Here is a 24,121-nt window from a genome sequence, read left to right as displayed (position 1 = left end):
AGAGGCCGCTTTTTGTTTTTTTTTGAAACCACCGCCTGAACATGCTGCCATTAACAGGATTACTGCCAGGCTACCAAGAAGAATCGTTGTCCTTTTCATTTGAGTTAATTGTTTTTATAGGTCACCTGCCACTTCACCAGCGGCAAAAATATAGTGCTGATTCTAAGAGAAATTTCAAGTATACTGGCTTCCGGTCTTACTGACTTCCCGACTTGGGGATTTAATCCTGTAATTCCAGCGCGCTCAGTTTCATCGCTTCCAGGAAATCCTGTACCGTTTGATCAAGGGGCGCTGCTGCGTCCACCGGCCGCATTGAAATGGCCCCCGCCTTCAAAATATTTACGGGCAAAGGTATTCACATCAAAATCGCCCTTGCTGCGGAAACTCCATTTGCGTTCCTCGTCACGGTCAATCACCAGTGCAGCCAGTTTGATACCCTGTATACTGAGCGGGTAGTTAACCAGGCCGTCGGAATCGCCGGTCTTGATCTCATACCGCAACAGGTCTTTTTGGAGATCGCTATCAATGCAGTATTGTATTCATAATAGATCTCCATGCGGTGCAGTAGTACATGACCAATGAAGCGCAAACGGTTTTCCAGGAAATTGTCATAAACGTTTTCATGTACCTGCGTATGGTTCAATCCCCTGCTTTTCAGGTCCGATACCATGGCGTGCACGGCAGCGCTGGCGGCCGGGAACCGGAACGAACCCGTATCGGCCATTACTCCGGCATAGAGGCATTCGGCTATCGCGAGGTTGATGGTATCGCCATGGCCCGAGCCGGTAATAAAATCATACACCATTTCGCAGGTGGAGCTTTTAGACGTATCGCTGATGCCATAAGCAAAACTTTCCACTTCGGGTTGTTGGTGATGGTCGATCAGGATGCGGGTATTGGCTACCGCCCTTATTTTGGGTGCCAGGTTCTTAGTTCGTAATAACACATTGAAATCCAGGCAAAAAAGCCATTCAGCTGCCTGAAGCAAGCCTTCTGATCTTTCCCGGTTCAGTTCAAAATCTACGACTGTATCACAACCCGGCATCCAGTTGAGCCACCTGGCCCAATTGGTGGGCGAGATCACTGTAACCTGGTGGCCAAGCTGTTTTAGAAAATGGTAGAGGCCCAGGGCTGATCCCATGGCATCCGCATCGGGCTTCTGGTGCATGGTTATCACCACCGTACGGGGAGTAGTAAGTAATGGATATAATTCCTGGATAGGTAGCATAAAATGGTGGCAAAGTTGCAGAAATAAAGTCCAATGACCAACTATTTCAAAGGCAGAAATTAAGGATTTACAACGGTTGCCGCCAATTGCCTATTGGATTACCCCTACACCCGGTACAACAGCACCTGACAACTCACAAGCCTGTGTAAGAATCCTGGTACCCAAGCCCTAAATCCAGAATCAAGACTTATATTTGCGGCCAAAATTGAGTAAAACTATATGAGCAACCGCACGTTTACGATGATCAAGCCCGATGCAATGAAGAATGGTCATGCCGGAGCGATCCTGGACAGGATCATTAAAGAAGGCTTCAGGATCGTAGCCTTGAAACAAACGAAACTGAGTGCTGAAAAAGCCGGCGAATTCTACGCTGTACACAAAGAACGCCCCTTTTATGGCGAATTGGTATCTTTTATGAGCAGCGGGATCATCATTGCCGCTATCCTCGAAAAAGAAAATGCGGTGGCTTCTTTCCGCAAACTGATCGGTGCTACCAATCCGGCTCAGGCCGAAGAAGGTACTATCCGTAAATTATATGCTACTTCCTTAGGCGAGAATGCCGTTCATGGTAGTGACAGTGATGAGAATGCCGCCATCGAAGGCAGCTTCTTCTTTAGTGGATTGGAGCAGTTTTAATTTGAAAATATCGCAATTTGAAAATGTGCTAATGCCATCCACGTAGAGCGCATTAGCACATTTTCAAATTATCAAATCCGCCCATTAATTCTTCAACGGCGTCAAGGTATACCCCTTCTTCTTCAACAAATTGATCACCCCTTGTTCCCCCCAGGTGGCCGGCACCTACGGCAAATAAAGTAGAACGGGGGCCCATCATATTGGGCATATTGGCTACCCAACGACGGTTACGGCCAAACAACAGGAGGTCCATATACTGCTCCATACCAGGATCACTCTTTTGTACCAGTGCGTCCATTTTCTGCAAATCCTGTTTACGGTACACATCCACCATTTCCAGTGTTACCTGTTTGTAACTGTCAATACTATCAATATACGCTACCAGGTCCTTGGCCTGTTTGTCGTAAGGAATGCTGTCAAACAACCCAGCCTGGAACTCGGCCGTTTCCAGTCCCTTTATTTCTTTCTCATATTGCTTGCTTTCCGCCATGATCTGCTGTTCCATGCCGTTCTTCTTTTCATTGTCGCAGGTCATCACCTGTTCGCCGATCAGGCTGGAAACAAAATAGGGCTTAAAGCGGTTCATAAAGGAAAGCGACATGGGCATTTTATGTGCTTTGAAGTATTTGTCTACCCGGTCATATTCTTCTTTGGTAAGCAGGTCCGATAGTTTCTTACCGTCATTCATCTTCAGGTATTTCATGGCTCCCATCAGCTCATTCATATCGTCCATATCCAATTCAAAATAGATCACCTGCACATCTTTGATCGCCTTTTTAAGGTTGGCGCTCAAGCCGGCATCCTTATCACAAAGAATATGCATGGTGCCAAACAGGTAAGATGGTTTTCTAAGCCATTGCCTGTTATCTCCCACAACAGGGTATTTTGGCCGGCTGCTTTGCCGGGCGTTTTGGGTTTAGCGGCAGCCGGTTTGGCGCCCATCGTTTTCACCTGGGCTGTCTTTTTCGTTTGGGAATACCCTAAACCGGCCATGGCTACCCAACAGATCACCATAAAAGATGTTTTCACGAACATGGTCAAGTGCTTTATTTTTTTATTTTACCAATCAAGTCTTTTTTTACCTTATCATTGTGCTCTAATACCCCCTAGTATGCATACCCTCCTAAACCCCAGGTACCAGGTACCTGATCTTTCATGCCAGTCCTTTCCCAACCATCCACCTCCACAGACAAAACTAATGGGCGGTATTCACAAAAGCCAATAAAAATAATTATTCCTGTTAAAGGTTCTGAATAATAGCCGGTTAGTTCCTGCGTTATTACGCAAGACTATAGCAGCTGGCAGAACCTCCCAGGTTCAAAAACTAAACAACAATATGAGAAAAATGATCGCCCTGATCACAGTTTTGGGGCTTACGCTGTCTGCTTTTGCCCAAAAAGACAAGGATATTCCTGCTTTTGGCACGGTTGATAAAGCCGACCTGTTGTTAAAGGAATGTGAATTTGACAAGGATGCCGAGGCATTGGTATTATTCGACGTGGGCGAAGCCTATCTCGACATGATGGGTTCCATTGAACTGGTCCATCATGTACGCATTAAGATTTTAAAAGATAAAGGGCTGAAGGTTGCCGATATCCATATTCCCTATCATAGCTACCGGAATGACGAGTCGATCAAAAGCCTGTCGGCCCAAACCTATAACCTGGATGCCGCAGGCAATATGGTGATTACGAAAGTGGAGAAAAAGCTGATCTACGAAAAGCCGCTGAGCAAACGATATTCCGAACAGGTCTTTACCTTTCCCGAGGTAAAAGCAGGCAGTATTATTGAATACAAGTATGTACATACCAATATTGGCCTGACCAGTTGGTATTTCCAGCGCGCCATGCCGGTAAAATACAGCCGTTACCGGGTAAGTTTTCCGGATGAATATGAATTCACCGCCACTCCTTATTGTGTATTGCCGGTAGAGAAGAAGTCGGAAAACAAAGCCCGCCGAACTACACAGACACTTATCATGTCTAATATCCCTGCACTGCGGGATGAACCCTATATTTCTTGTGATGATGATTACCTGCAACGGGTTGAGACCAGGGTTTTAGCCTATAATCCGCCTTATGGACTCCGTCAAAACAGGCAGCCCAACTGGCCACAAATTATTAAATACCTGGCGGAAGATGAGGATTTTGGTGTACAGCTTAAAAGGGAGATCCCCGTACGGCCGACCTGGATGAGGCTTTGAAAAAGCTGACGGACCCCTACCAAAAAATGGAGACCATTCATAACTATGTACGCAAAAACATGGAATGGAATTCCTATGGCGGCATTTGGGCATTGAATGGCGTTAAGAGTGCCTGGAAAGATAAAAAGGCACTTCGGGTGAGATCAACCTCATCCTGGTCAACCTGCTGAAAGATGCCGGTCTCAAAGCCTCCCCCTATTGGTAAGTACCCGCCAGAATGGCCGTGTCAATACCTCATTTGCCGATTGGCGCCATTTCAATAAAGTATTGGCCTATGTTACCATAGGAGAGAAAGTATATGTGCTCGATGCCACAGAAAAACATACTCATTCCAAGCTCATCCCCTATGAAGTAATGTATTCGGAAGGGCTGGTGATCGAAAAGATCGATACCTGGGAATGGGGCTGGCGCACCTTGTGGGATGAAAAACCGCACCTCCGGGAAACAATTTTTCTAAGGGCCAATATTGATGAGAAAGGGCTTATGCAAGGCGAAGCCAGCGTTTCCAGCTATGATTATTCACGCGTTCGACGCATGCCCATATTAAAAGAAGGGAAAGATAAACTGGTAGAAAAATTCTTCACAGCCGGTAATACCAGCCTAAAAGTGGATAGCATCACCCTCAAAAATGAAGAGGTAGATTCCTTGCCACTTACCCAATCTATTCAATTCAGCCAGCCCATTAATAGTTCCGGCGATTACAAATACTTTTCGATCAACCTATTTACCGGCCTGGAGAAGAATCCCTTTCTGGCCGACAGCCGGTTCTCGGACGTATTTTTGGTTCCAACCAGCATTATCAACTGGTGACCAATATCACCATCCCGGAAACCTATGAATTTGAGGCGCTGCCCAAAAGCATGCGGATGATAATGCCCGATACCAGCATTGCCATCAGTCGCTATATTAACTCAGAAAACAATGTATTAAACGTTCGTATCTCCCTGGAATTCAAAAAACCTTATTTTACAGCTGAAGAGTACCCCGATTTTAAGGAATTTTACAAGCAATTATTTACATTACTGAATGAGCAATATGCCATTCGTAAAAAGCTAAACCCTGACGTACATGAAATTTGAGCCTGGTATGGTAAGCCCCAACGTAGAAAATTGCTATTGATCGTATTATCCTTTTTCCTGAGCGCAACCAGTTGGGCGCAGCCGGAATTTGAAACCTGGAATAAACTTACCCAGGAAGAACGGGAAATGAAGGTATGCGCTTTTGACAGCGAAGCAGTAGCCATTGTACTGCTCGATGAAGCTGTTTCTGATTATGATGATCAACGCCAACTCATCACCCATCGCCATATCCGGATCAAAATACTTAAAGAGAAAGGGATTGAACATGCCAACATTGCTATCCCCTTTTACGCCAAGAATGATTTCCAATCCATTGACATTATTGAGGCCCAGGCTTTCAATTTCGATGCCAACAACATGCAAACCATTCAGGGGTAGACAGGAAATCAATTTTTACTGAACCCCGCAATGAAGCGTGGCACCTGAAAAATTCACCTTCCCCGGCATCAGGGTGGGCAGTATTATAGAGTACCTATACCGAAGCACAGAAAAGAACTACTTCAACCTGGACGATTGGGAGTTTCAACACGAATTACCGGTTGTACAAAGCAAATACGACCTGGGCATTCCTCCCAATTATGAGTTCGCTTATATGGTACACAAAAGCGATCAACTGCCTATCACTGTAAAACCCAATTCAAGGGATGGAAGGATATTCTTTGAAATGAAGAATATTCCCGGTTTGCGCGATGAGCCCTATATGGATGCAAGGAAGGATTACCTGCAACGAGTTACCTTTCAACTATCGGCCTTTAACAATGGGAGCTTTGGAAGCAGAAAGTACATGACCTCCTGGGAGGAAGTAACCCGCGAATTGAACAACGCGCCCTATTTTGGCACCCAGATCGGCAAGAATATCAGTGGTACCGACGACTTCATTGCCCAAATGAAAGCACTGCCTTCGGCCATGGAAAAAATGAAGCGCATCTATAATTATACCCGTAATTATATGACCTGGAATCGCTTTTATGGCTATGGTAGTTCGGACGGTGTAAAAGCTGCCTGGAACAAAAAAACCGGCAATATCACCGAGATCAACCTGATCCTGCTCAACCTCCTAACCGAGGCAGGACTGGAAGCCTACCCTATGCTGGTGAGTGAGCGGCAACATGGCAAAGTGTATACCCAGTATCCGTTTGTCGACCAGTTCAATGCTACCTACGTAGCCGTTCAGATTGACGGTAAAAAGTATTTCCTGGATGCTACCGATCCTTATGGCCAACCCGAAATGGTGCCTTTTGAGATACTAAATACCACCGCCTTTATTGTAAACCGGAAAAAGGCGGCATTATTCAAATAACCGATGAGTCACTGCAATTTAAAGACAATATCACCATTACCCTTAAAATGGGCGCCAGCAATATGCTGCAGGGCGAGGTCTATTTGAATAGCCAGCAATATGCACGTATTGACCGCTTGCGCCGTTGGAAACGAAGCCGCGAGAAATATGTGAATAGTTTTCAGAAAGCCGGCACTTCCATTATCGTAGACAGTATTGAAAGTAAAAATGATGACCAGGATTCCCTGCCCCTGAACCAGCATATCCGTTTCAGGGTACAGGCCAACAGTACCGGTGATTATATCTTTATGCCCATCAACTTGTTCTCGGGCTTTGAAACCAATCCCTTTATTGCCACCAACCGGTTCAGCGATGTTAATTTTGGGTATCGGCAAAACATCAGTTTCAGCACCTATATTGAGGTACCCGACGGATACGCGCCCGATGCCTTGCCCAAATCACTGCAATTGGTCAACACCGATAAAACAGTGATCTTTATCCGGGAATTGTTTGATGATCCGGCCAATAAAAAAGTACTGGCACGCGTACGGATCGAATTTAAAAAGAGCCTGTACACCGTAGATGAATATAGCGAACTGAAGGAGTTTTATAAGAAGATGTTCGACATGCTCAACGAACAAGTTGTATTTAAGAAAAAGTAATGGTTATGAAAAAGCGATTGTTGATAGCTATGCCCGCTTTATGCTGGTGCTGCTTGGTGGCAGCCCAGTTACCCAGTTATGATGTAGCCTCTATACCAGAGGAAGCCAAAAAGAAAACCTCGGTGATCAAGCGGTATGAAAATACCATTTTTGAGGTAACTGGGATTGACCGGGCTACTTTAAAGACCCATGAGGTATACACCCTGCTAAACGACACCTATCGTGGAGCACTGAACTTCAGTGAATACAACAACAAGTTCCATATACTGGAGGATGTTGAGATCAAAGTATATGACGCCAAAGGCAAACAGATCAACAAGTACCGGAAGAAAGATCTATACATGCAAGCCTCGTCGGGTGACGGGTTGATCGATGACAGGAGCTTTTACAGCATCAACATTCCAGTGGCCGTTTATCCGGTTACAGTAGAATATATATACGAAGTACGTTACAAAGGCACCCTGTTCTATCCCTGGTACACACCAGGCCATGGAGTACTGCAATCGACCTTTACAGCCAAGGTGCCAAAGGATATGGACCTCCGGTACCTGGCAAAAAACGTTACATTAACGCCCAAGATAACGGAAGAAGAAAAATATAAAACCTACCAATGGGATGGCAGTAACCTGCCACGTATAGAACAGGAAGAAGGCTCTACCAGCAGCCGGGAAAGTATTTACCCCTGCATTGTACTGGCTCCTTCCCGCTTCAAAATGGATGAGTATGATGGCAATATGAGCTCCTGGAAAAGCCTGGGCGCCTGGTACAATACCATGCACAAAGGATTGGATGTATTGCCCGAAAGCAGGGTAATCTTTTGAAAGACCTGGTAAAAGATGCCAAGGACGACCGGGAAAAAGCAAGGATCATTTATGACTACCTGCAAAAGAATTTCCGTTATGTCAGTATTCAACTGGGCATTGGTGGCTGGCGCTCACTATCGGCCGATTTTACCGACCAAAAAAGTATGGCGATTGTAAGGGACTCTCCAACTATATGTATGCCGCATTGAAAGCCGTAGGTGTAAAAAGCTATCCGGCATTGATCAGCGCCGACTACAACAAAGAACCATTAGACCCCAGCTTCCCTATGAGCGGCTTCAACCATGTGATCCTTTGCGTACCGCAGCCCAAGGATAGCATCTGGCTGGAATGCACCAGTAAAACCAACGACTTTGGGGTATTGGGCAGTTTTACCGAAAACAGGAATGCCTTGCTGATCACAGAAGATGGTGGTGCACTGGTAACTACTCCTTCCAGTAAACCAGCCGACAATAAGTTCGATATAACAACGGTGGTTGCCTTACAAATGGATGGCTCGGGTAAAACAACGAGTACCTTCAAAACTACGGGCGAATACAAGGAAATGATGGGCAGTGTGATCGATGAAAAGAAAGATGACCAGAAAGATTTTATCATCAATGGCATGGGCTTTAAGCAGCCCGATGAATTTATACTGCAGAAAAAGAAGCCTTGAAAACGTTGACCACCGAGTTGGAGATGCGTATTGAAAAAGTGCCCGAATTCATTGCCGGAAACAAAATGTTCTTTAGCCCCGGATGTATAAACTTTTCGGCAGCAAATTACCCACGTCCGAGAAACGAAAAAGGGATTTTTACTTCCACAATCCCTATCAAAAACCGACACCACCCTGTTGCAACTGCCCGAAGGATTTGCGGTAGATGCCCTGCCCCAGTCTAAAAGCATTACATGTCCCTTTGCTGCCTATACTACCCAATACTGGTATGATGATAGCAAAGAGCCGTTTATTCCACCAGCTCTTTGGTATTGGAGCAACACCGGATACCCGCTGCTCAATATGCCGAGGTAAAAAATTCTTTGAAGAAGTATTACTGGACGATGCCCAACGAATAGTGATCAAGAAGCAGTAACCACTGCTTCTTCTCCATACATCTGTCCTTTGAACTTCAGCGATGGCGAAGGCAGCATGGCGCCCAGTCCCAGCTCAGGCCATTTCTTATCCACCGAAGCAATGGTTTCATCGGCGGCCACAATGATATTGGGCCAGTCGCGCTGAAAATCATCAAAGGCCTTGGTCTTGATCGTACCATCAAAACCCATACAGGCCCATTTTTTACCTGGCTGTTGCAACGAAAGCTGTTCGGCCGGCAAACTATCGCGCCGGGGGTCGAGGTTATTACAGAAGCGCCATAAAGCCACCGGCAGGTCATTGGCATCTACCGTATGCTCTACATACAACACCATTTTAATACCTTCAATAACATGACTCTGGCATAACTGCTGGTGCAGTTCCCGAACATGCCCCTTACGCTCCTTCTTAACGGATACGACCAAACAGGGAATATCAAGCGCCAGTAAGCCCGTATTGATACTATGAATTTCCGGGAACTGCGAAAGGATCATGGCATCATCTACCTTAAAATCCGTAAGCTGCAAAAAATAAGTATCGTCTGTTTCTTCTTCCAGCTTAGCCGTTCCGTCGATACACATTTTTCCACCAAAGCCTAATTTACTACAACTATGGTCCAGTACATCCATGGGCCCTTGTGAGAAATAGATATCAGTAGCCGGATTGAGGTGCTTAAAAATATATTGCGCCAGTGTTTTATAATCCGTGATGGGCACTTTACCATCTGCTAAAACCAGTATCTTATTAAACATCATCTGCCCGGCACCCCACATGGCATTCATCACTTTTTGTCCCTGACCGGGGTATTCCTTGTTGATCTTCGTGATCACCAGGTTGTGAAATACCCCTTCTACCGGCATATCCATGTCAACGATCTCGGGCACCATCGTCATCTTGATCGGCGCCAGGAAAATACGTTCCGTAGCTTTCCCCAGCCAGGCATCTTCCTGTGGTGGAATGCCAACAATCGTAGCCGGATAAACCGGGTTCTTGCGGTGTGTAATGGCGGTAATATGAAAACGGGGATACCAGTCGGGCAGGGAATAATAACCTGTATGGTCGCCAAAGGGGCCTTCCCAGATCAATTCATCAGCCGGGTCTACATATCCTTCTATAACAAAATCCGCGTCGGCCGGCACTTCAATGGAAGGCTGTGTAATACATTTCACCAGCTCTACTTTTTTCTTGCGCAGGAAACCCGCCAGCATGTACTCATCCACATTCTCGGGCAAAGGCGCCGTGGCGGAATAAGCATATACCGGATCGCCTCCCAGGGCTACTGCAACCGGCATTTTTATGCCCAATTTCTTGTATTCACTGAAGTGTTTGGCACTCACTTTATGCCGGTGCCAATGCATACCCGTTAATTGCGGACCAAATACCTGCATGCGGTACATGCCTACATTGCGGGTATTGGTGTGGGGTCTTTGGTATGAATGATGGGCAGCGTCACAAAAGGACCGCCATCCTTGGGCCAGCAGGTGATTACCGGCAACTTATTGATATCTGCCTGCTCTCCTTGCAAGATCACTTCCTGACAGGCGCCCCGGCCACTTTTCACTTTGGGCATCCAGGAGGCAAACTCGCTCAATTTGGGCAGCAGTTTCAATTTATCCAATATACTTTCCTTGGGAGAAGAAAGCAGCTTAAAAGGTCTTCTATATTACGTGCTACATCATCCAGGTGCTGTACCCCCAGCGCCAGGCACATGCGGCGCTCACTACCATAGGCATTCATCAATACAGGGAAATCGTATCCCGTATTTTCAAACAACAGCGCTTTGCCACCGCCCGGCGTTTTACTGATACGATCAGTGATCTCTGCTATCTCCAGTTTGGGGTCAACATAAGTCTTTATACGAACCAATTCACCCGCCTGCTCCAGGGTGTCAATAAAATGCTGCTGATGCTTGTATGCCATGCTTTTGTATTTGCGGGTGCAAAGGTACGGCAGAAATGAAAGCCGGCCAGAAGGAAAAGCGTAGCGCTCAATCCCGCCTTTTTGCCGGCTTTAGACAGGGCCTACAACAACTGCGGCGCCCAAAAAGGCGCCACAGCATCCTATTAGCAGGTAGTGAGTGATTGATCAATAAACATTCCGGGGGCAACCCAAGCGGCTTCCGCCCCTGCCGCCCCTGCCGCCGCCACCACTTTTGCCCGAACCGCCAATGCCAATGGTGAGCGTAAGACCCTGGAAATAATACCAGTCCTTTGTTTTAGCATTACCCCGCAAAGCATCTACAGGCGGATAATTAGGATCACCATCCTTTAGCTCACCGCCCCGGTACGACATTTCCACCGCCTTCAGCCCTTTTTCCTGTGCCAGTATAAAGGGGTCTACATACCGCGTACTTACATCGTCCAGGTAATCTGTAAATGTTTTACGCAGTCCCACCTCATAAGCGAGGATCACATTATTACTGATGCGGAATTTAATCCCCCACCAAATGGAATGGCAAACTGTGTAAGCTTGTATTCCTTCCTGTCAGGATAGGCCGCGAGCCCCTGCCCTTCTGTACTCAATGGTTTCAGATATACTTTATTTCCCAGGCTGTCAAAAGCATAAGGTTTGAAATGAAACAGGCCAACGCCAGCAAATACATAGGGAGATATCTTCTTATCTTCCATATTGAACAACGTGTATTCCAATAAGAGGTTACCCTCCACGATCCGGCTTTGGAAGCTAAGGTTACGGGGACGTAATTTGGCATCGCTATTCTCCCGGTCGCTGCCTTCAATGGTTCCATATTGGATTCCCGTACGAATGGCAAAATGAGGCGTAAAATCATATTTCAGACCAGCACCAATACCCAGGTTGGATTGATTGAGCGTAAATGCCCGGCCTTGTAATTCGCCCTGGTAATTGGTCACCCCACCAAAAAGCGTCAGGTGCAAACGGCTTGATTCCTGGGCATAACTAAATACAGGTAACAATAAACACAATAGTGCGGACTTTCGCATACGTAAGATAGATTTTTGGGTTTCAGCAGCTATTTGGCTGTGATAAGTTCTTGGGACAGATCAATCTCTACGGATGCGGTCAATATAAGGGGATAAAAGCACCTTAGGAATGGTACATGGAACGCAAGTTTCGCGCCAATTATCAAACCGGGAAAGTTCAATTCACCACAATGGTTCGGATGTGGATAAATCAATTCATCCTGCCGGTATTTAGGGGTATTTAAAGATACGGGCAACCAGGAAAGAGGGTTGGGTATCAGGTACCGGTCAATTTGATGGTGAGCAGGAATTGGAAAAGATTGGTATCGGTAGACAATTGTAGTTTTTGCGCAAGCGGTACCGACTGATTTCCACACCACGCACGGATATATTCATTAACTGCGCAATTTCTTTGGTTGATAAATTCATCCTCAGGTAGGCGCATAATTTGATCTCATTGGCTGTTAACTGCGGATAATGTTCTTTCAATGCCACCAGGAAATCACTATGCACCCGGTCAAAATGGAAAGCAAACTGCTCCCAGCCCTGATCCATCTTGTCTTCTTCATGTAAGATACGCAACAATTTTTCAACTCTTCCCCATCATCAGCATTAACGGGCATTTTCTTCAACCGCGTCAACTCTTCTTTGATCCTGGTAAGTAATTCTCCTTTTTGCACCAGGTGCATGGCCGAGGAAGCCAGCTCTTTATTCTTGTGATCAATTTCTGATTCCAGTTTTTCATTGCGCAGCTTCACGATTTCCTTGTCCGACTTTTCCAGCTCCAGTTGATGCAGGTACTGTAATCTTTTTTGTTCTTCTTCATGTCGTTGCTGCTGACGGATGAATTTCTTTTGCTGCCGCCGGTATAAACCAAAACCAAGTCCACACAAGGCCAGTAAGTACAACCCATAAGCCCACCAGCTTTGGTACCAGGGTGGTAATATCCTAAAAGCATAACTGCTGGCCTGGGATTCATTGCCAAAATTATTACGTGCCTTTACTTCAAAAGTATAATAACCCGGCGGCAGGTTGGTATAATCCTTTTCCGTTTTGCGCGACCATTCCGACCATCCCTTATCGAATCCCTTGAGCTGGTAACTATAGGTAATATTGGAGGGTTGCCCATACAAAGAACTGGAGTACTCAATATGCAAGGAGTTCCATTTCCAGGCAATGGATGGCACAGCCTCCTGCTTTTGCTCGTTGCCATCATTGACCTCCCCAAAATAACCACCAAATATCAACCTGTCCGAAGGGCCGGTCGAAGTAACCGTATTGATATGTGCCTGCAACAGGTATTTATTCTTCCTGTACTGCTCATAGTTAATATGATAAAACCCATTTTCAGCACCCATGAATATATTGCGGGCATTGATGGCATAGATATGCTCAAAGCCACTTACCATTTTCCCATTCAATTCGGGCAGGTAAACGATCCGGGGAGTAGCTGCCGAAAAATCAATCACCCCTAATTGCTTTTCATGGATAAACCAAATATTACCATCTGTATCTTCCCTTAGGTAACGCAAACTGGTATTACCCAATATATTTTTGTACCAGGCCGAGCTTTCAAACTGGTCTGTGTGGTCATTATAAGTATATACTCCCTTTTCAGTAGCCACAACAACCTGGTTCCGGATATTATAAACATGGTTGTTCATAAAAGAAGGCAATCCCTCTTTATCCGTATATAGTTTAATACGTGCCGGGGCAGTACTCAAATCTATGCGGTATACACCCCGATACGGATGGGAGGCCCAGGCAATATTGTTATTATCAAACGTTATAAAACGAGCTGGTTCATCCAGCCCAACCACCGGACGGCCTGTATGAAAGGAATTATTCTTATAATCCAATATCTCCAGGCCGTGATAGGTACCCGCTAATACCTGATCTGAAGGCAATACCTTGCTTACAGGCAGGTAGGTCCAATATCCCCAGCCAGGTTTGGCGTTAACAGGAATGGCCCCTTGTGGGTTCACCAGGAATGAACCATCATGATGCCCCAATAGCACATGACCATTAACCTCCGACAAACCCCATACCTGCCCTTTGGTGTTGGGAACCAGCATGAACTGTCCCTTTACAAAACTTAGGTCATCCATTATAGTAAGGGGAACTGTATACAGGCCATTGGTGGTACCCAGGTAAAGGTGATTTTGATGGATCAGTGCAGCATAACCCGATCCTTCATTCAGGTTTTCCGGGTAAATATGTTTGATGGCATTATCATAAGCAATGAAATCAATGCCATTATCCAGCCCCAGCCAAAGGTTGTTATTCCGGTCACGGAATATGCTGGTAATATTGTTATTCTGCAACCCTTCTTTGCGCGAAAAACTTTGCACCAGCTCCCCTTTCCTGTTAAAAATATGACAGCCCCCAAGCTGGTAGCCAGGGCAAACCAATTGCGCCCCAGTGCCAGCCCCCATAAATGGTTTCCCGGGAAATCAGGTTCAGGTCGGCTGAATGGAAGGGCGATAGCCGGTTACCAGTCAATAAAAAGACCCCATCCTTCAGCGTAGCCAGCAGGGAACTGTCTTTACCCATTCGTATCATGGCGCTGGTATACAATCCGGGGAATATCTTCCCGCCGCATCAATGGCTGCCAACTTCCCTGGTTGAACTTTAACAGGCCATGACTCATGTCCTGCGCCACCAGTTGGTTATCGTGAATACCCATAAAGGCCCATTCGGATACAGCCGGGTACACGGTCACTGTTTGATTGGTCAGTTGTAAGATCTTATGGACTGAACGGAAAAAGATATCATTGCCCCAGGGAATAATATCCCAGACATCAGCAAAAGACCGCTCTTTCTCCGGTATGAGTTGCTTGATCGAGGTAAAAACCAGTACCCCTGTCGTATCGGGCGAAAAGTACCCAATCTCATCCTGGCCGCCGGCATAGATGCGCCGGTCTTTGCCAATGGCGATCGACCGTACAATGGTTTTATTGGGCAAGGGGTAGATACGCCAGTGGGTGCCATCAAAACTGAGCATACCCTCGTTATTAGCAAAATACATAATACCGTTCACATCCTGCTGGATGTCCCAGTTTTGTGTACCTCCCCATAAATATGTTTGGAATAGTTGATGATCTCGGGCAAACCGATGGTGTTTTGCCCCAGGCAGTACATTCCTGCCAGTAGAAATAGCAGTAGCAATCGTTTTGATCCTTTCATAAGCAGGCAAGGTATTCAGGAGCCTTCCAGCATCTCCCTTTTCACAGGCATCACCCGGCTCTTTGGCGTATGTGAAAGTAAGATTTTTCGATGATGTAGTATTGTTGTACCTAAAAAGCGCGATATGATTGAATTACAATAGGGTGATGTAGTGGTGATGTAGTCCGAAAATATGCGCATGCAGTACTGAATGATAATTTTATTCTCTGTTCAATCATCCAAAATTGTTTGCTTATGAAAATGAAAGTTGTACTGCTAAGCCTTGCAGTACTATTCCAAACACTGCTAACGAGCCAGGTCTACGCCCAGACCATACCGGTCAACGGCACAGTAACCAGTAAGATCACCGGCTCGCCTGTTTCAGGCGCCACCATTGCCATTAAAGGAACTAGCACGGCTACCTCTTCCGATGCACAGGGTAGGTTCTCTATCACCGTACCCAAGGCAGGTAGCGTATTGGTCATCTCCCATATTGCGATGACGCAATACGAGTACACCGTACGCGATGCTACCGCCCTCACCGTTACCCTCGAAGAGAAGAACAGCAGCATGGATGAAGTAGTGGTAGTGGGTTATGGCACCCAGCGTAAAGGGGCCGTTACTACTGCCATTTCTTCTATAAAGGCAGGTGACCTGGATAATATGCCCGTCCAACGCCTTGAACAATCCCTCCAGGGAAGATCATCGGGCCTCACGATTACCAGTGGTTCGGGCCAACCCGGCGATGGCGCCACCGTAAGGATCCGGGGCACCACTACCACCGGCAACCCAATCCCCTGTACATTGTGGATGGAGTTCAGATTGAAGGCGGTATCGAATACCTCAATCAAAGCGATATTGAGTCCATTGATGTATTAAAAGATGCAGCCTCGGCCTCTATCTATGGCGCCCGCGCGGCCAATGGCGTTATCATTGTAACCACCAAAAAGGGAAAAGCCGGCAAAATGACCGTTAGTTATAACGGTTACTGGGGTACCCAAAAAGCCTGGCGCAAACTCAAGCTGCTGGATGCCACCCAATATGCCCATATGCTCAATGAAGCCTACGTAGCCAACGGACAGTCGCCCCGCTTCGCCAATCCTGAACAGTTTGGTAAAGGCACCGACTGGCAAAGCCATGTTTTTGACAATGGCGCCCCCATCACCAATCATGACCTGGGCTTGAGTGGTGGTTCGGAAAGATCTACTTATTATGCTTCTTTTGGCTACCTCGATCAAAAAGGTATTGTTGCACCCGACAATTCCAACTTCAAGCGTTTTACAGCCCGTTTTAACGTTACCCATAAGATCACCAACGCCATCACCTTTGGTAGCAATATTGGTTATACCCGTATCTCCTCGGTAGGGGTGGGTACCAATGGTGAGTGGGGTACGCCCCTTAACCGGGCTATTAATTTAGATCCCATCACCCCACTGATCGTTACCGACCCGGCCCTGGCCAATGCCCCTCCCTACAGCAACCAACCGGTAGTGCGGGATGCCAATGGCAATCCCTACGGCATCTCCAACCTCGTTACCTCTGAGATACTGAACCCCGTTGCCGCATTGAAGGTAGCCCAGGGCAATGGCTGGTCCGACAAGATCGTGGCCAATGCCTTTGGAGAGGTAGAACCTATTAAAGGATTAAAGCTGCGCAGTACCATCGGTACCGACCTGGCCTTCTGGGGCGATGAAAGCTTTTCGCCCGTTCATTACCTCAATACTACTAACCAGGTAACCCTCAATGGCTATACGCGCAATTCCAACCGGGGTGTTTTATGGGTTTGGGAAAACCAGCTCTCCTACCACCGTACCATTGGTAAACACGATGTGACTGCCATGGTGGGTACTACCGGCCAAAAAATACCGGCAAGACCCAGGGAGGTACCAAACTGGGCCTCCCCGTAAACGATATCAAAGATGCTTCCCTGGGATTCGATGTACCGCCAGCCAACCAACGGTTCTGGGGCGGTGAATACCAGGGCACCTTGTCATCCCTGTATGGACGTGTGATCTATAGCTTTGATGACAAATACCTGTTAACAGGTATCATACGCCGTGATGGATCTTCCAAATTCGGTCCCAATAACAAATACGGTTATTTTCCCTCTGTTTCAGTAGGCTGGATAGCTTCACGCGAAGACTTTTTCCAGCAACAGATGCAGTAAGCTTTCTCAAAGTACGCGGCTCTTATGGCATTACCGGGAATGACCGCATTGGCGATTTCAATTACCTGGCCACTGTAGGTCTTGGCAGAAATTATACGATGGGCTTATCGCCTGTATTGATCCAGGGAGTGAGCCCCAATGCCATTTCAATCCCGACCTGAAATGGGAAGAAACCTCTCAGCTTAATATTGGTTTGGATGCCGTATTGTTCCGTCACTTCAACCTCACCTTTGATGTGTATTCCAAAAGACCTCAGGCATCCTGGATCGCACCCAGGTACCAGGTTATGTAGGCAATACCGGCCCTATTGCCAATGTGGGCAATATGGAAAACAGTGGCGTGGAATTGGAATTGGGCTACAACAACAGAATTGGGGATGTTACTTTTAAAGTAAGTGGCAATATCTCTTACCTGAAAAATAAAGTAACCTTCCTGGGTTCAGATAAAACCTTCCTGCCTGGCCAAACCTTTGGCCCACAAGGCGTGGAAATGACCCGCACGGTATTGGGCAATGCTATTGGTTCCTTCTTTGGATTTAAGACCAATGGATTATTCCAGAACCGGGATGAGGTATTGAATTATAAGAATAAAGACGGTGGTTTGCTGCAACCCGATGCACAACCCGGCGATATCCGTTTTGTTGATTATAACAATGATGGCAAGATCAATAACGACGACCGCCATATCATTGGCGACCCTACGCCCAACATCAGCTATGGTTTCACCGCCGAAGCGGCCTGGAAAGGATTTGATATCCTGGTGTTTGGACAAGGGGTAGCCGGCAATGATGTATTCCAGGCCCTACGCCGCTTTGACCTGCCCACAGCCAATTGGACAACGGAAGCACTGAGCCGTTGGACAGGTGAAGGCACTTCAATAAGTTCCCCCGCATTGTATACAATGATGTGAATGGCAATTATAGCCGCAGTTCAGACCTGTACCTGCAGGATGGTGCTTATTTCCGCATCAAGGTTTTACAAATTGGTTATACCCTGCCGGCCTCCTTGATCCAAAAAGCAGGACTTAGCAAACTGCGCATTTACCTAACGGGTAACAACCTGTTCACCTTTACCAAATACAATGGCTTCGATCCCGAGATCGGTGGTGGCAGCTATGGTATTGACCGGGGTATTTATCCCCAACCACGCAGTTTGATGGCAGGAATTAACATTGGTTTTTAATCCACAAAATCTACAACAATGAATCGGCAACGAATCAATATAAAATGGTGGCCTGTACTGATGGGCGGATTGCTGGTTACAGCATCCTGCAGCAAGCGTTTCCTGGAGCTGGAACCCAAGGGCACACAACTGGAAGACAACTTTTATAAGAACCAGGAACAAGTATTCCAGGGACTGGTAGCTGTATACGATGTAATGCAATGGGGCAACTCGGGGGTATACCATGAAGATGCCATTACTATCAGCAGCATCTGATGATGCCTATGCAGGCGGTAGTGACGCATCGGATCAACCAAGTTGGGTAGCTTATGATAATTTCACACTCGATCCCTACCGGGGACCGCAACAAGGGCTTTGGCAAAGAACTATACTGGCGTATACAGGGCCAACCTATTACTGTCGAAAATTGAAAAAGTAAATGGCCTGCCCGCTAATTTTAAATCGCGGGTAATTGCAGAAGCCAAAACCCTGCGCGCCTATTTCTATTTTGACATTGTGCGTTTCTTTGGCAGGGCGCCACTCATTACGGGTGCCATACCTACCAGTGAACTGTACAACCAAAAGCAGGCAGAAGCGGCGGCTCTTTTCACACAAATTGAAAAAGACCTGACAGAAGCAAGGCCCGATCTACCCTTAACTCTACCGGTTAGTGAATACGGGCGCCTGACCAAGGGTGCCGCTACCGCCATCCTGGCCAAAGCCATCCTGTACCAAAACAACAATGCCCGTATGGGCGAAGCAGCCAACCTGCTGAAAGAGGTCAACACTTCCGCCGCCTATCATTTACTGGCGAACTATGGGGATATCTTCAGGCCCGATAATAAGTTCCATGGCGAATCCATTCTGGAGATCCCGCATTCCAACCTGGCCGCCTGGGGCGATTGGGGCTGGATCAATGGGGGCGAAGGCAATGTGGCTGCCCAGTTTGTAGGCGCAGCGGATTATAGCGGTCCCCTATATTCCGGAGGCTGGGGCTTCTGTCCAATTACGGAAGACCTGGTAGCAGCAATGAAAGACGATCCGCGCTTTCCCCATACGATTATTGATGGTAATGCGATGAAGGCCCAGGGCGCCAAATACAATGCACGGTATCAGAACACTGACTACTTTATACGGAAATATGCGCCGGTAACCGCCTATCGCTCGAATGTAGGTACTGCCGAGATCAACTGGCCCATCAATGAAATTGAAATACGGCTGGCCGATACTTACCTGCTGGAAGCAGAAGCCCTGGTACGTGGTGGCGGTGATGCCGCTCGCGCCAAATCCTTGCTGGATGCAGTACGCGGAAGGGTAAACCTTCCCTCTATAACTGCCACACTGGACAATATCTATAAAGAAAGAAGGCTGGAACTGGCTACTGAAGGACATCGTTTCTTTGACCTCGTACGTACGGGCAAAGCTGCCGAAGTATTGGGGTCACGTGGTTTCAAAGCCAATAAGAATGAGGTATTGCCCATACCACAGCAAGAAATCGATGTAACCAATAAAGTATTGGAACAAAACAAAGGGTATTAAGCGACCCACATTGAAATGGATCATTTTAAAATTACCATTATGCAACACAGGAATATTAATACAACCTACTATTGGCTGCTGCTTTTGCTGGTGCCGGTGTTTATACCGGGATGCAGCCCCAAGAGCAGCTTTGGCGATATAGGCAATAAACCCCAAGCCGCTTTTACAGTAACGCCCATAGCAGGTAAGGTAAATACTTACCTGCTCACCAGTACAACGGCTGATGCTTTTTATTACCGCTGGAATATTGGCGATGGCGGTGGCGCCCGCACCGGCAGAAAAATAGATACTGCTTATTATCCTGAAAAAGGAGAGTATACTGTAAAACTGTTGCTGATGTCTGGCGGCGGCATCGACTCTACAACTGTCAAAGTGAGCGTAGCAGCCGATGACCCCAATGGCTGTGCCGGCCGGAAAGCCCTGCTTACCGGTTGCGCTTCCAAAACCTGGATATTGGACCAGCCAGGTGGCGGCGCCCTATGGGTAGGCGATCCTGGTGGCGGCCAGTGGTGGGCCAGTGGTGAAGGTGACGTAACAGGCCGCCCTTGCTCTTTCAATGATGAATACACGTTTAAGAAGGATGGTACTTTCATTTTAGATGTCAAAGGCGATATACGGGTGGATGATGAGGAGGCAATCCCTGGCCCGCAGATATCGGTTTGCCAGTAGGATGTGCTACCGTAGCTCAATTGCCCGCCAAATACCAGCCCTGGGGCGGCGGCAGTTTCAATTTCAAGATCATTGGCAACAGCAAATTGCAGGTTACCGGCAATGGCGTTTATATGGCCCTGTACAAAGCCGGCGACCTGGGCACTTCCGGAGCACCCGAATCATCCATCACTTACGACATCATTGAAATGACTGCGACCAAAATGGTGATCAACAAGAAGTACGACTGGGGCCAATGGAAGTTCACCTTCAAAGCGAAATAATAACCAATGTGCTGATTTGAAAATGTGCCAATGTGTAGATGGCTTAACGGGAAGGGCTAAGACAATCCCGTTTTTGCCCAACAACACGTGCCAATTTAGTGCTTTAGCAAATTATATTTATGATTACAAGATGGCATTATATGATCCAGTTGATTTCTGCAATAATCTGCTCCCTATCATTCACCTTTACCTCTGCAGGATGCAGTAAAAGCAAGGGCGGCCCTGATAACAATGAGGCGCCCCCTGTCATCTCTATTAATGATGTAACCCTGTTTGAAGGCAATAGTGCAACAACCGATTTTGAGTTCCTGATAACGCTCGACAAAAAATCGAGTAAGGAAACCAAGGTAAGCTATACCATTACCAGCGGAACCGCTAAGGAAGGAGAAGACTATACAGCTGTGGGCAGCCAAACGATCACCCTTGCAGCAGGAGAAACCCAAAGGAAGATCATTATACCGGTAATAGGTGATGACATCAAGGAAGGCGATGACAATTTCACTGTGCAACTACAAAACCCCATCAATGGCAGCTTGCTAAAATTGGTGGGCAGTGGCACTATCCGCAATGATGATACCAGGGTAGCATTTCCCAATACAGGATACGAAGCCCCCACCTCCTACCCTGGTTATTCATTGAAATGGAGCGATGAGTTCAATGGCAGTTCCCTGGACCTCACGGCCTGGAGCCACCAGAATGGTGATGGCTGTCCCAATGTTTGCGGATGGGGTAATAATGAACTGGAATATTATACTGACCGGCCAGAGAACCTGTTTTTCCAAAATGGGAAACTGATCATCGAAGCCAAACCCGAAAGTTTCAGGGCAAAGGATATACCTCCTCCAAGATCATAACCCAGGGCAAAAAGCCTTTCAAATTTGGGCGTATCGATATCCGCGCGGTATTACCAAAAGGCAAAGGCATTTGGCCAGCTTTATGGCTGATGCCTGATAAAAGTGTATATGGTGGATGGCCCAAAAGCGGGGAGATCGACCTGATGGAAGTGGTAGGTCATGAGCCCAACAAAACACATGGTACCCTGCACTATGGTCCCGGGCCTGGCAGCATTCAGATCAGTCGCAATTATGTGTTACCTGCCAAAACCTTCAGTGATGAATTTCATGTATTCTCCCTGGAATGGAAGCAGGACCAGATCAAATGGTTTGTGGATGGCAACCTGTTCTCAACTGTCAACAAGGCCGATCTGGGCGCTAATAACTATCCCTTTAATGAGGAGTTCTTCCTGATCTTCAACCTGGCGGTAGGCGGTAACTGGCCGGGCAATCCCGATGCCAATACCTATTTCCCGCAATGGCTGGTTGTGGATTATATCAGGGTGTATCAATAAATTCTGAGTGGCTAGTGGTAAGTGGCGAGTAGCAAATGCTTTAATTAGTTGACAAGCAACAACTGAGGCCCACTTGCTACTTACCACTAGCCACTCATCTTTTCTTCCTACCTTTGCGGCCCAAATAAGCCTAGCAAATTGATTAAGATTGGCCACATTACCCTACCCGACTTCCCCCTTCTCCTGGCGCCCATGGAGGATGTAAGTGATCCTCCCTTCCGGGTGGTATGTAAGGACAATGGGGCCGATCTGTTGTATACCGAATTCATTTCCAGTGAAGGCCTTATCCGCGATGCCATCAAAGCCCGGCGCAAACTGGATATTTTCGATGAAGAAAGGCCCGTGGGCATTCAGATCTTTGGCGGCGATGAAGAACGCATGGCCATGGCAGCCCGCATTGTTGATGTGACCAATCCAGATCTACTGGATATTAATTTCGGATGTCCTATTAAAGGCATTGTAAACCGGGGCGCCGGCGCCGGTGTATTGAAAGATGTAGACCTAATGGTAAGGCTTACCACAGCCTGTGTAAAAAGCACCCGCCTGCCGGTTACCGTAAAAACCCGCCTGGGCTGGGACGACAATAGCAAAAACATTGAAACGGTAGCCGAACGCCTGCAGGATGCAGGTATCCAGGCACTGGCTATTCATGGACGCACCCGCTGTCAATTGTACAAAGGAGAAGCCGACTGGAGCCTCATTGCCAAAGTGAAGAACAACCCCCGCATACATATCCCCATTTTTGGAAATGGGGATATCAATACCCCGCAAAAGGCTTTGGAATATAAGAACCGTTATGGGGTAGATGGCATTATGATTGGCCGTGCAGCGATTGGTTATCCCTGGATCTTCCGCGAGATCAAACACTACCTGCAAACAGGCGAATTACTCCCCCACCCACAGTTGCCGAAAGAGTGGCAGTATGCCGCAAGCAATTGTATAAGTCCGTAGCCTGGAAGGGGCCTATTGCCGGCATTTATGCCATGCGCCGCCAATACCTCTATTACCTGAAAGGGTTACCAGAGTTTGCTGCCCTCCGCAAACAATTGGTCACCGCTACCGTGGCCATTGAAATAGAAAATGCCCTGGATGAGATCCTCGCTAAATACGAAGACTTTGAAATGGAGCATGCCCCCATTGTATTGAAGGATTACCACGAGAACTGTGCTTTATAATAAGGTTGCCCCCTGCCACACGCATCCAATAATATAAATATATTTATACATATATTTACAGGGCAATACCTCCTATGTTGAAATCAATACAGCGTCCAATCTTTCTGGCATTACTACTGTGCCTGGGTGTCATGGCCCATACACAAGAGCAATTTATCAATCCGGTAAATCTCGCCACCAAGAGCGGCGAAACCGTGCTCTCCACGGCCATCTCAAAAGCCCTGATCTCTTTAAAAACGGAACACGCGAGTTTAAGGCAGTGATCGGCTTGTTTCCCATCATACCCAACCCCGATATTATAGATTCACTGGAGAATCAGAATAAACCATTACTACTGAATGTGGAAGGGCAATTCCCTATCAGCAACCTGGATTTTCTAACTACCGCGAACAATGGCACTGGGGGCAGCATCAATGCCACCCTGCGCATGAATGACAGTGTTCAAAATATTCCCATCAGCATTACCCTGACCATACGCCGGGAACCACCCGTTGCCGCCAATGGCACTATACCCAGGTATCGTCCGCGGTTAAACATGGCCTTTGCTATTGACCCAAAAACCTTTGGACTTAACAACTCCCCCTTCCATGTAAATGATGTGATACTGATAGAGATCACCAATGGGGTGATTAGCCGGGTGTATTAATAAATAACTATGGTGTAACAAGAACAACAAAAAACCGGTGCTAAATGGGGTATAGTACCCCGCACCAGGGGCC

38 protein-coding genes and 1 pseudogene are annotated in these 24,121 nt (G+C 47.0%); 26 read left to right on the top strand and 13 right to left on the bottom strand.

The annotated features are described in order from the left end of the window. Positions 1 to 281: 281 nt before the first annotated feature. Together RS881_RS20710 and RS881_RS20705 are read right to left on the bottom strand one after the other, a co-directional pair. Positions 282 to 500, bottom strand: a complete 219-nt coding sequence (locus RS881_RS20710; protein WP_315822812.1) for a DHH family phosphoesterase — start codon at positions 498 to 500, stop codon at positions 282 to 284. After that, positions 413 to 1,228 (bottom strand): DHH family phosphoesterase, encoded by an 816-nt coding sequence (locus tag RS881_RS20705; RefSeq protein ID WP_315822811.1) that lies wholly within the window; start codon positions 1,226 to 1,228, stop codon positions 413 to 415. The genes RS881_RS20710 and RS881_RS20705 overlap by 88 nt, the downstream gene beginning before the upstream one ends. Before the next feature lie 219 nt (positions 1,229 to 1,447). Here RS881_RS20705 and RS881_RS20700 point away from each other — a divergent pair, with 219 nt between their 5' ends. Next, on the top strand, positions 1,448 to 1,864 hold the full coding sequence (locus tag RS881_RS20700) for a nucleoside-diphosphate kinase (RefSeq protein WP_315822810.1): 417 nt from the start codon (positions 1,448 to 1,450) through the stop codon (positions 1,862 to 1,864). A 52-nt stretch (positions 1,865 to 1,916) separates the two neighbouring features. Here the strand turns inward: RS881_RS20700 and RS881_RS20695 are convergent, their stop codons facing one another. Together RS881_RS20695 and RS881_RS20690 are read right to left on the bottom strand one after the other, a co-directional pair. Continuing rightward, positions 1,917 to 2,657, bottom strand: a complete 741-nt coding sequence (locus RS881_RS20695; protein ID WP_315822809.1) for a TraB/GumN family protein — start codon at positions 2,655 to 2,657, stop codon at positions 1,917 to 1,919. Further along, the gene (locus RS881_RS20690) at positions 2,654 to 2,893 is read right to left on the bottom strand and encodes a hypothetical protein (RefSeq protein WP_315822808.1); all 240 of its coding nucleotides are present in this window, start codon (positions 2,891 to 2,893) and stop codon (positions 2,654 to 2,656) included. The genes RS881_RS20695 and RS881_RS20690 overlap by 4 nt, the downstream gene beginning before the upstream one ends. Positions 2,894 to 3,200: 307 nt before the next feature. Here RS881_RS20690 and RS881_RS20685 point away from each other — a divergent pair, with 307 nt between their 5' ends. The 11 genes from RS881_RS20685 (at position 3,201) to RS881_RS20635 (ending at position 8,978) form a co-directional block, all read left to right on the top strand. Continuing rightward, entirely contained in the window at positions 3,201 to 4,067 is an 867-nt protein-coding gene (locus RS881_RS20685) for a DUF3857 domain-containing protein (protein WP_315822807.1), read from the top strand. 26 nt (positions 4,068 to 4,093) lie between these two features. After that, complete coding sequence (locus tag RS881_RS20680; RefSeq protein WP_315822806.1) at positions 4,094 to 4,237, top strand: hypothetical protein; 144 nt, start codon at positions 4,094 to 4,096, stop codon at positions 4,235 to 4,237. A gap of 28 nt (positions 4,238 to 4,265) precedes the next feature. Further along, entirely contained in the window at positions 4,266 to 4,877 is a 612-nt protein-coding gene (locus tag RS881_RS20675) for a hypothetical protein (RefSeq protein ID WP_315822805.1), read from the top strand. Continuing rightward, positions 4,874 to 5,146 (top strand): DUF3858 domain-containing protein, encoded by a 273-nt coding sequence (locus RS881_RS20670; RefSeq protein WP_315822804.1) that lies wholly within the window; start codon positions 4,874 to 4,876, stop codon positions 5,144 to 5,146. Before RS881_RS20675 ends, RS881_RS20670 begins: the two co-directional genes overlap by 4 nt. Positions 5,147 to 5,182: 36 nt before the next feature. Further along, entirely contained in the window at positions 5,183 to 5,524 is a 342-nt protein-coding gene (locus RS881_RS20665; protein WP_315822803.1) for a hypothetical protein, read from the top strand. Between the two features lie 37 nt (positions 5,525 to 5,561). Continuing rightward, a complete protein-coding gene (locus RS881_RS20660; protein WP_315822802.1) occupies positions 5,562 to 6,446 on the top strand; it encodes a DUF3857 domain-containing protein in 885 nt (294 codons plus the stop codon). Between the two features lie 47 nt (positions 6,447 to 6,493). Further along, positions 6,494 to 7,087 carry a DUF3858 domain-containing protein gene (locus RS881_RS20655; protein ID WP_315822801.1) on the top strand — a complete coding sequence of 198 codons (594 nt, stop codon included), beginning with the start codon at positions 6,494 to 6,496 and terminating at the stop codon, positions 7,085 to 7,087. Between the two features lie 5 nt (positions 7,088 to 7,092). Continuing rightward, entirely contained in the window at positions 7,093 to 7,908 is an 816-nt protein-coding gene (locus RS881_RS20650; RefSeq protein ID WP_315822800.1) for a DUF3857 domain-containing protein, read from the top strand. After that, the gene (locus RS881_RS20645; RefSeq protein WP_315822799.1) at positions 7,905 to 8,099 is read left to right on the top strand and encodes a hypothetical protein; all 195 of its coding nucleotides are present in this window, start codon (positions 7,905 to 7,907) and stop codon (positions 8,097 to 8,099) included. The genes RS881_RS20650 and RS881_RS20645 overlap by 4 nt, the downstream gene beginning before the upstream one ends. After that, complete coding sequence (locus RS881_RS20640) at positions 8,084 to 8,563, top strand: hypothetical protein (protein ID WP_315822798.1); 480 nt, start codon at positions 8,084 to 8,086, stop codon at positions 8,561 to 8,563. Before RS881_RS20645 ends, RS881_RS20640 begins: the two co-directional genes overlap by 16 nt. Positions 8,564 to 8,804: 241 nt before the next feature. Next, entirely contained in the window at positions 8,805 to 8,978 is a 174-nt protein-coding gene (locus tag RS881_RS20635) for a hypothetical protein (RefSeq protein ID WP_315822797.1), read from the top strand. On the opposite strand, the gene RS881_RS20630 is transcribed toward RS881_RS20635, so the two are convergent. The 8 genes and pseudogenes from RS881_RS20630 to RS881_RS20595 form a co-directional block, all read right to left on the bottom strand. Beyond that, on the bottom strand, positions 8,965 to 9,471 hold the full coding sequence (locus tag RS881_RS20630) for a UbiD family decarboxylase domain-containing protein (RefSeq protein ID WP_315824558.1): 507 nt from the start codon (positions 9,469 to 9,471) through the stop codon (positions 8,965 to 8,967). The two genes, RS881_RS20635 and RS881_RS20630, sit on opposite strands and share 14 nt — an antisense overlap. 123 nt (positions 9,472 to 9,594) lie before the next feature. Next, a pseudogene (locus tag RS881_RS20625) lies at positions 9,595 to 10,547 on the bottom strand (UbiD family decarboxylase); the annotation flags it as partial. Positions 10,548 to 10,582: 35 nt separating this feature from the next. Further along, positions 10,583 to 10,897 carry a UbiD family decarboxylase domain-containing protein gene (locus RS881_RS20620; RefSeq protein ID WP_315822796.1) on the bottom strand — a complete coding sequence of 105 codons (315 nt, stop codon included), beginning with the start codon at positions 10,895 to 10,897 and terminating at the stop codon, positions 10,583 to 10,585. A 165-nt stretch (positions 10,898 to 11,062) separates the two neighbouring features. Then, on the bottom strand, positions 11,063 to 11,389 hold the full coding sequence (locus RS881_RS20615; RefSeq protein ID WP_315822795.1) for a hypothetical protein: 327 nt from the start codon (positions 11,387 to 11,389) through the stop codon (positions 11,063 to 11,065). Beyond that, complete coding sequence (locus RS881_RS20610; protein WP_315822794.1) at positions 11,386 to 11,937, bottom strand: DUF6089 family protein; 552 nt, start codon at positions 11,935 to 11,937, stop codon at positions 11,386 to 11,388. Before RS881_RS20610 ends, RS881_RS20615 begins: the two co-directional genes overlap by 4 nt. Before the next feature lie 464 nt (positions 11,938 to 12,401). After that, a complete protein-coding gene (locus RS881_RS20605) occupies positions 12,402 to 14,267 on the bottom strand; it encodes a triple tyrosine motif-containing protein (RefSeq protein WP_315822793.1) in 1,866 nt (621 codons plus the stop codon). Positions 14,268 to 14,283: 16 nt separating this feature from the next. Then, the gene (locus RS881_RS20600) at positions 14,284 to 14,478 is read right to left on the bottom strand and encodes a hypothetical protein (protein ID WP_315822792.1); all 195 of its coding nucleotides are present in this window, start codon (positions 14,476 to 14,478) and stop codon (positions 14,284 to 14,286) included. Further along, positions 14,462 to 15,112 carry a hypothetical protein gene (locus RS881_RS20595; protein ID WP_315822791.1) on the bottom strand — a complete coding sequence of 217 codons (651 nt, stop codon included), beginning with the start codon at positions 15,110 to 15,112 and terminating at the stop codon, positions 14,462 to 14,464. Before RS881_RS20595 ends, RS881_RS20600 begins: the two co-directional genes overlap by 17 nt. A gap of 230 nt (positions 15,113 to 15,342) precedes the next feature. Here RS881_RS20595 and RS881_RS20590 point away from each other — a divergent pair, with 230 nt between their 5' ends. The 3 genes from RS881_RS20590 (at position 15,343) to RS881_RS20580 (ending at position 17,248) form a co-directional block, all read left to right on the top strand. Continuing rightward, positions 15,343 to 15,960, top strand: a complete 618-nt coding sequence (locus tag RS881_RS20590) for a carboxypeptidase-like regulatory domain-containing protein (protein WP_315822790.1) — start codon at positions 15,343 to 15,345, stop codon at positions 15,958 to 15,960. After that, complete coding sequence (locus RS881_RS20585; protein WP_315822789.1) at positions 15,888 to 16,988, top strand: SusC/RagA family TonB-linked outer membrane protein; 1,101 nt, start codon at positions 15,888 to 15,890, stop codon at positions 16,986 to 16,988. Before RS881_RS20590 ends, RS881_RS20585 begins: the two co-directional genes overlap by 73 nt. An 80-nt stretch (positions 16,989 to 17,068) precedes the next feature. After that, the gene (locus RS881_RS20580; RefSeq protein ID WP_315822788.1) at positions 17,069 to 17,248 is read left to right on the top strand and encodes a hypothetical protein; all 180 of its coding nucleotides are present in this window, start codon (positions 17,069 to 17,071) and stop codon (positions 17,246 to 17,248) included. Positions 17,249 to 17,339: 91 nt separating this feature from the next. Here the strand turns inward: RS881_RS20580 and RS881_RS20575 are convergent, their stop codons facing one another. Continuing rightward, positions 17,340 to 17,465, bottom strand: a complete 126-nt coding sequence (locus RS881_RS20575) for a hypothetical protein (RefSeq protein ID WP_315822787.1) — start codon at positions 17,463 to 17,465, stop codon at positions 17,340 to 17,342. Between the two features lie 98 nt (positions 17,466 to 17,563). On the opposite strand from RS881_RS20575, the gene RS881_RS20570 reads away from it, so the two are divergent. The 11 genes from RS881_RS20570 (at position 17,564) to RS881_RS20520 (ending at position 24,048) form a co-directional block, all read left to right on the top strand. Next, positions 17,564 to 18,157, top strand: coding sequence for a hypothetical protein (locus RS881_RS20570; RefSeq protein WP_315822786.1), 594 nt, complete (start codon positions 17,564 to 17,566; stop codon positions 18,155 to 18,157). Further along, complete coding sequence (locus tag RS881_RS20565; protein ID WP_315822785.1) at positions 18,154 to 18,429, top strand: TonB-dependent receptor; 276 nt, start codon at positions 18,154 to 18,156, stop codon at positions 18,427 to 18,429. Before RS881_RS20570 ends, RS881_RS20565 begins: the two co-directional genes overlap by 4 nt. Positions 18,430 to 18,447: 18 nt before the next feature. Continuing rightward, the gene (locus tag RS881_RS20560) at positions 18,448 to 18,684 is read left to right on the top strand and encodes a hypothetical protein (RefSeq protein ID WP_315822784.1); all 237 of its coding nucleotides are present in this window, start codon (positions 18,448 to 18,450) and stop codon (positions 18,682 to 18,684) included. Positions 18,685 to 18,783: 99 nt separating this feature from the next. Further along, positions 18,784 to 19,947, top strand: a complete 1,164-nt coding sequence (locus RS881_RS20555) for a RagB/SusD family nutrient uptake outer membrane protein (protein ID WP_315822783.1) — start codon at positions 18,784 to 18,786, stop codon at positions 19,945 to 19,947. Positions 19,948 to 19,986: 39 nt separating this feature from the next. Beyond that, a complete protein-coding gene (locus RS881_RS20550; RefSeq protein ID WP_315822782.1) occupies positions 19,987 to 20,616 on the top strand; it encodes a PKD domain-containing protein in 630 nt (209 codons plus the stop codon). Further along, on the top strand, positions 20,607 to 20,879 hold the full coding sequence (locus RS881_RS20545; RefSeq protein WP_315822781.1) for a hypothetical protein: 273 nt from the start codon (positions 20,607 to 20,609) through the stop codon (positions 20,877 to 20,879). The genes RS881_RS20550 and RS881_RS20545 overlap by 10 nt, the downstream gene beginning before the upstream one ends. Positions 20,880 to 21,019: 140 nt before the next feature. Further along, positions 21,020 to 21,733, top strand: coding sequence for a Calx-beta domain-containing protein (locus RS881_RS20540; protein WP_315822780.1), 714 nt, complete (start codon positions 21,020 to 21,022; stop codon positions 21,731 to 21,733). Further along, a complete protein-coding gene (locus RS881_RS20535; protein ID WP_315824557.1) occupies positions 21,727 to 22,227 on the top strand; it encodes a glycoside hydrolase family 16 protein in 501 nt (166 codons plus the stop codon). Before RS881_RS20540 ends, RS881_RS20535 begins: the two co-directional genes overlap by 7 nt. A 138-nt stretch (positions 22,228 to 22,365) precedes the next feature. Next, complete coding sequence (locus RS881_RS20530) at positions 22,366 to 23,178, top strand: tRNA dihydrouridine synthase (RefSeq protein ID WP_315822779.1); 813 nt, start codon at positions 22,366 to 22,368, stop codon at positions 23,176 to 23,178. Further along, complete coding sequence (locus RS881_RS20525; RefSeq protein ID WP_315822778.1) at positions 23,163 to 23,402, top strand: hypothetical protein; 240 nt, start codon at positions 23,163 to 23,165, stop codon at positions 23,400 to 23,402. The genes RS881_RS20530 and RS881_RS20525 overlap by 16 nt, the downstream gene beginning before the upstream one ends. Positions 23,403 to 23,661: 259 nt before the next feature. Then, entirely contained in the window at positions 23,662 to 24,048 is a 387-nt protein-coding gene (locus RS881_RS20520) for a hypothetical protein (RefSeq protein ID WP_315822777.1), read from the top strand. Positions 24,049 to 24,121: the final 73 nt, after the last annotated feature.

This window comes from Paraflavitalea speifideaquila (assembly GCF_032395985.1).
GTDB classification, from domain to species: Bacteria; Bacteroidota; Bacteroidia; order Chitinophagales; family Chitinophagaceae; genus Paraflavitalea; species Paraflavitalea speifideaquila.
Note: the sequence above shows the minus strand (reverse complement) of the source record. Positions and strands in the feature narration are given on the sequence as shown.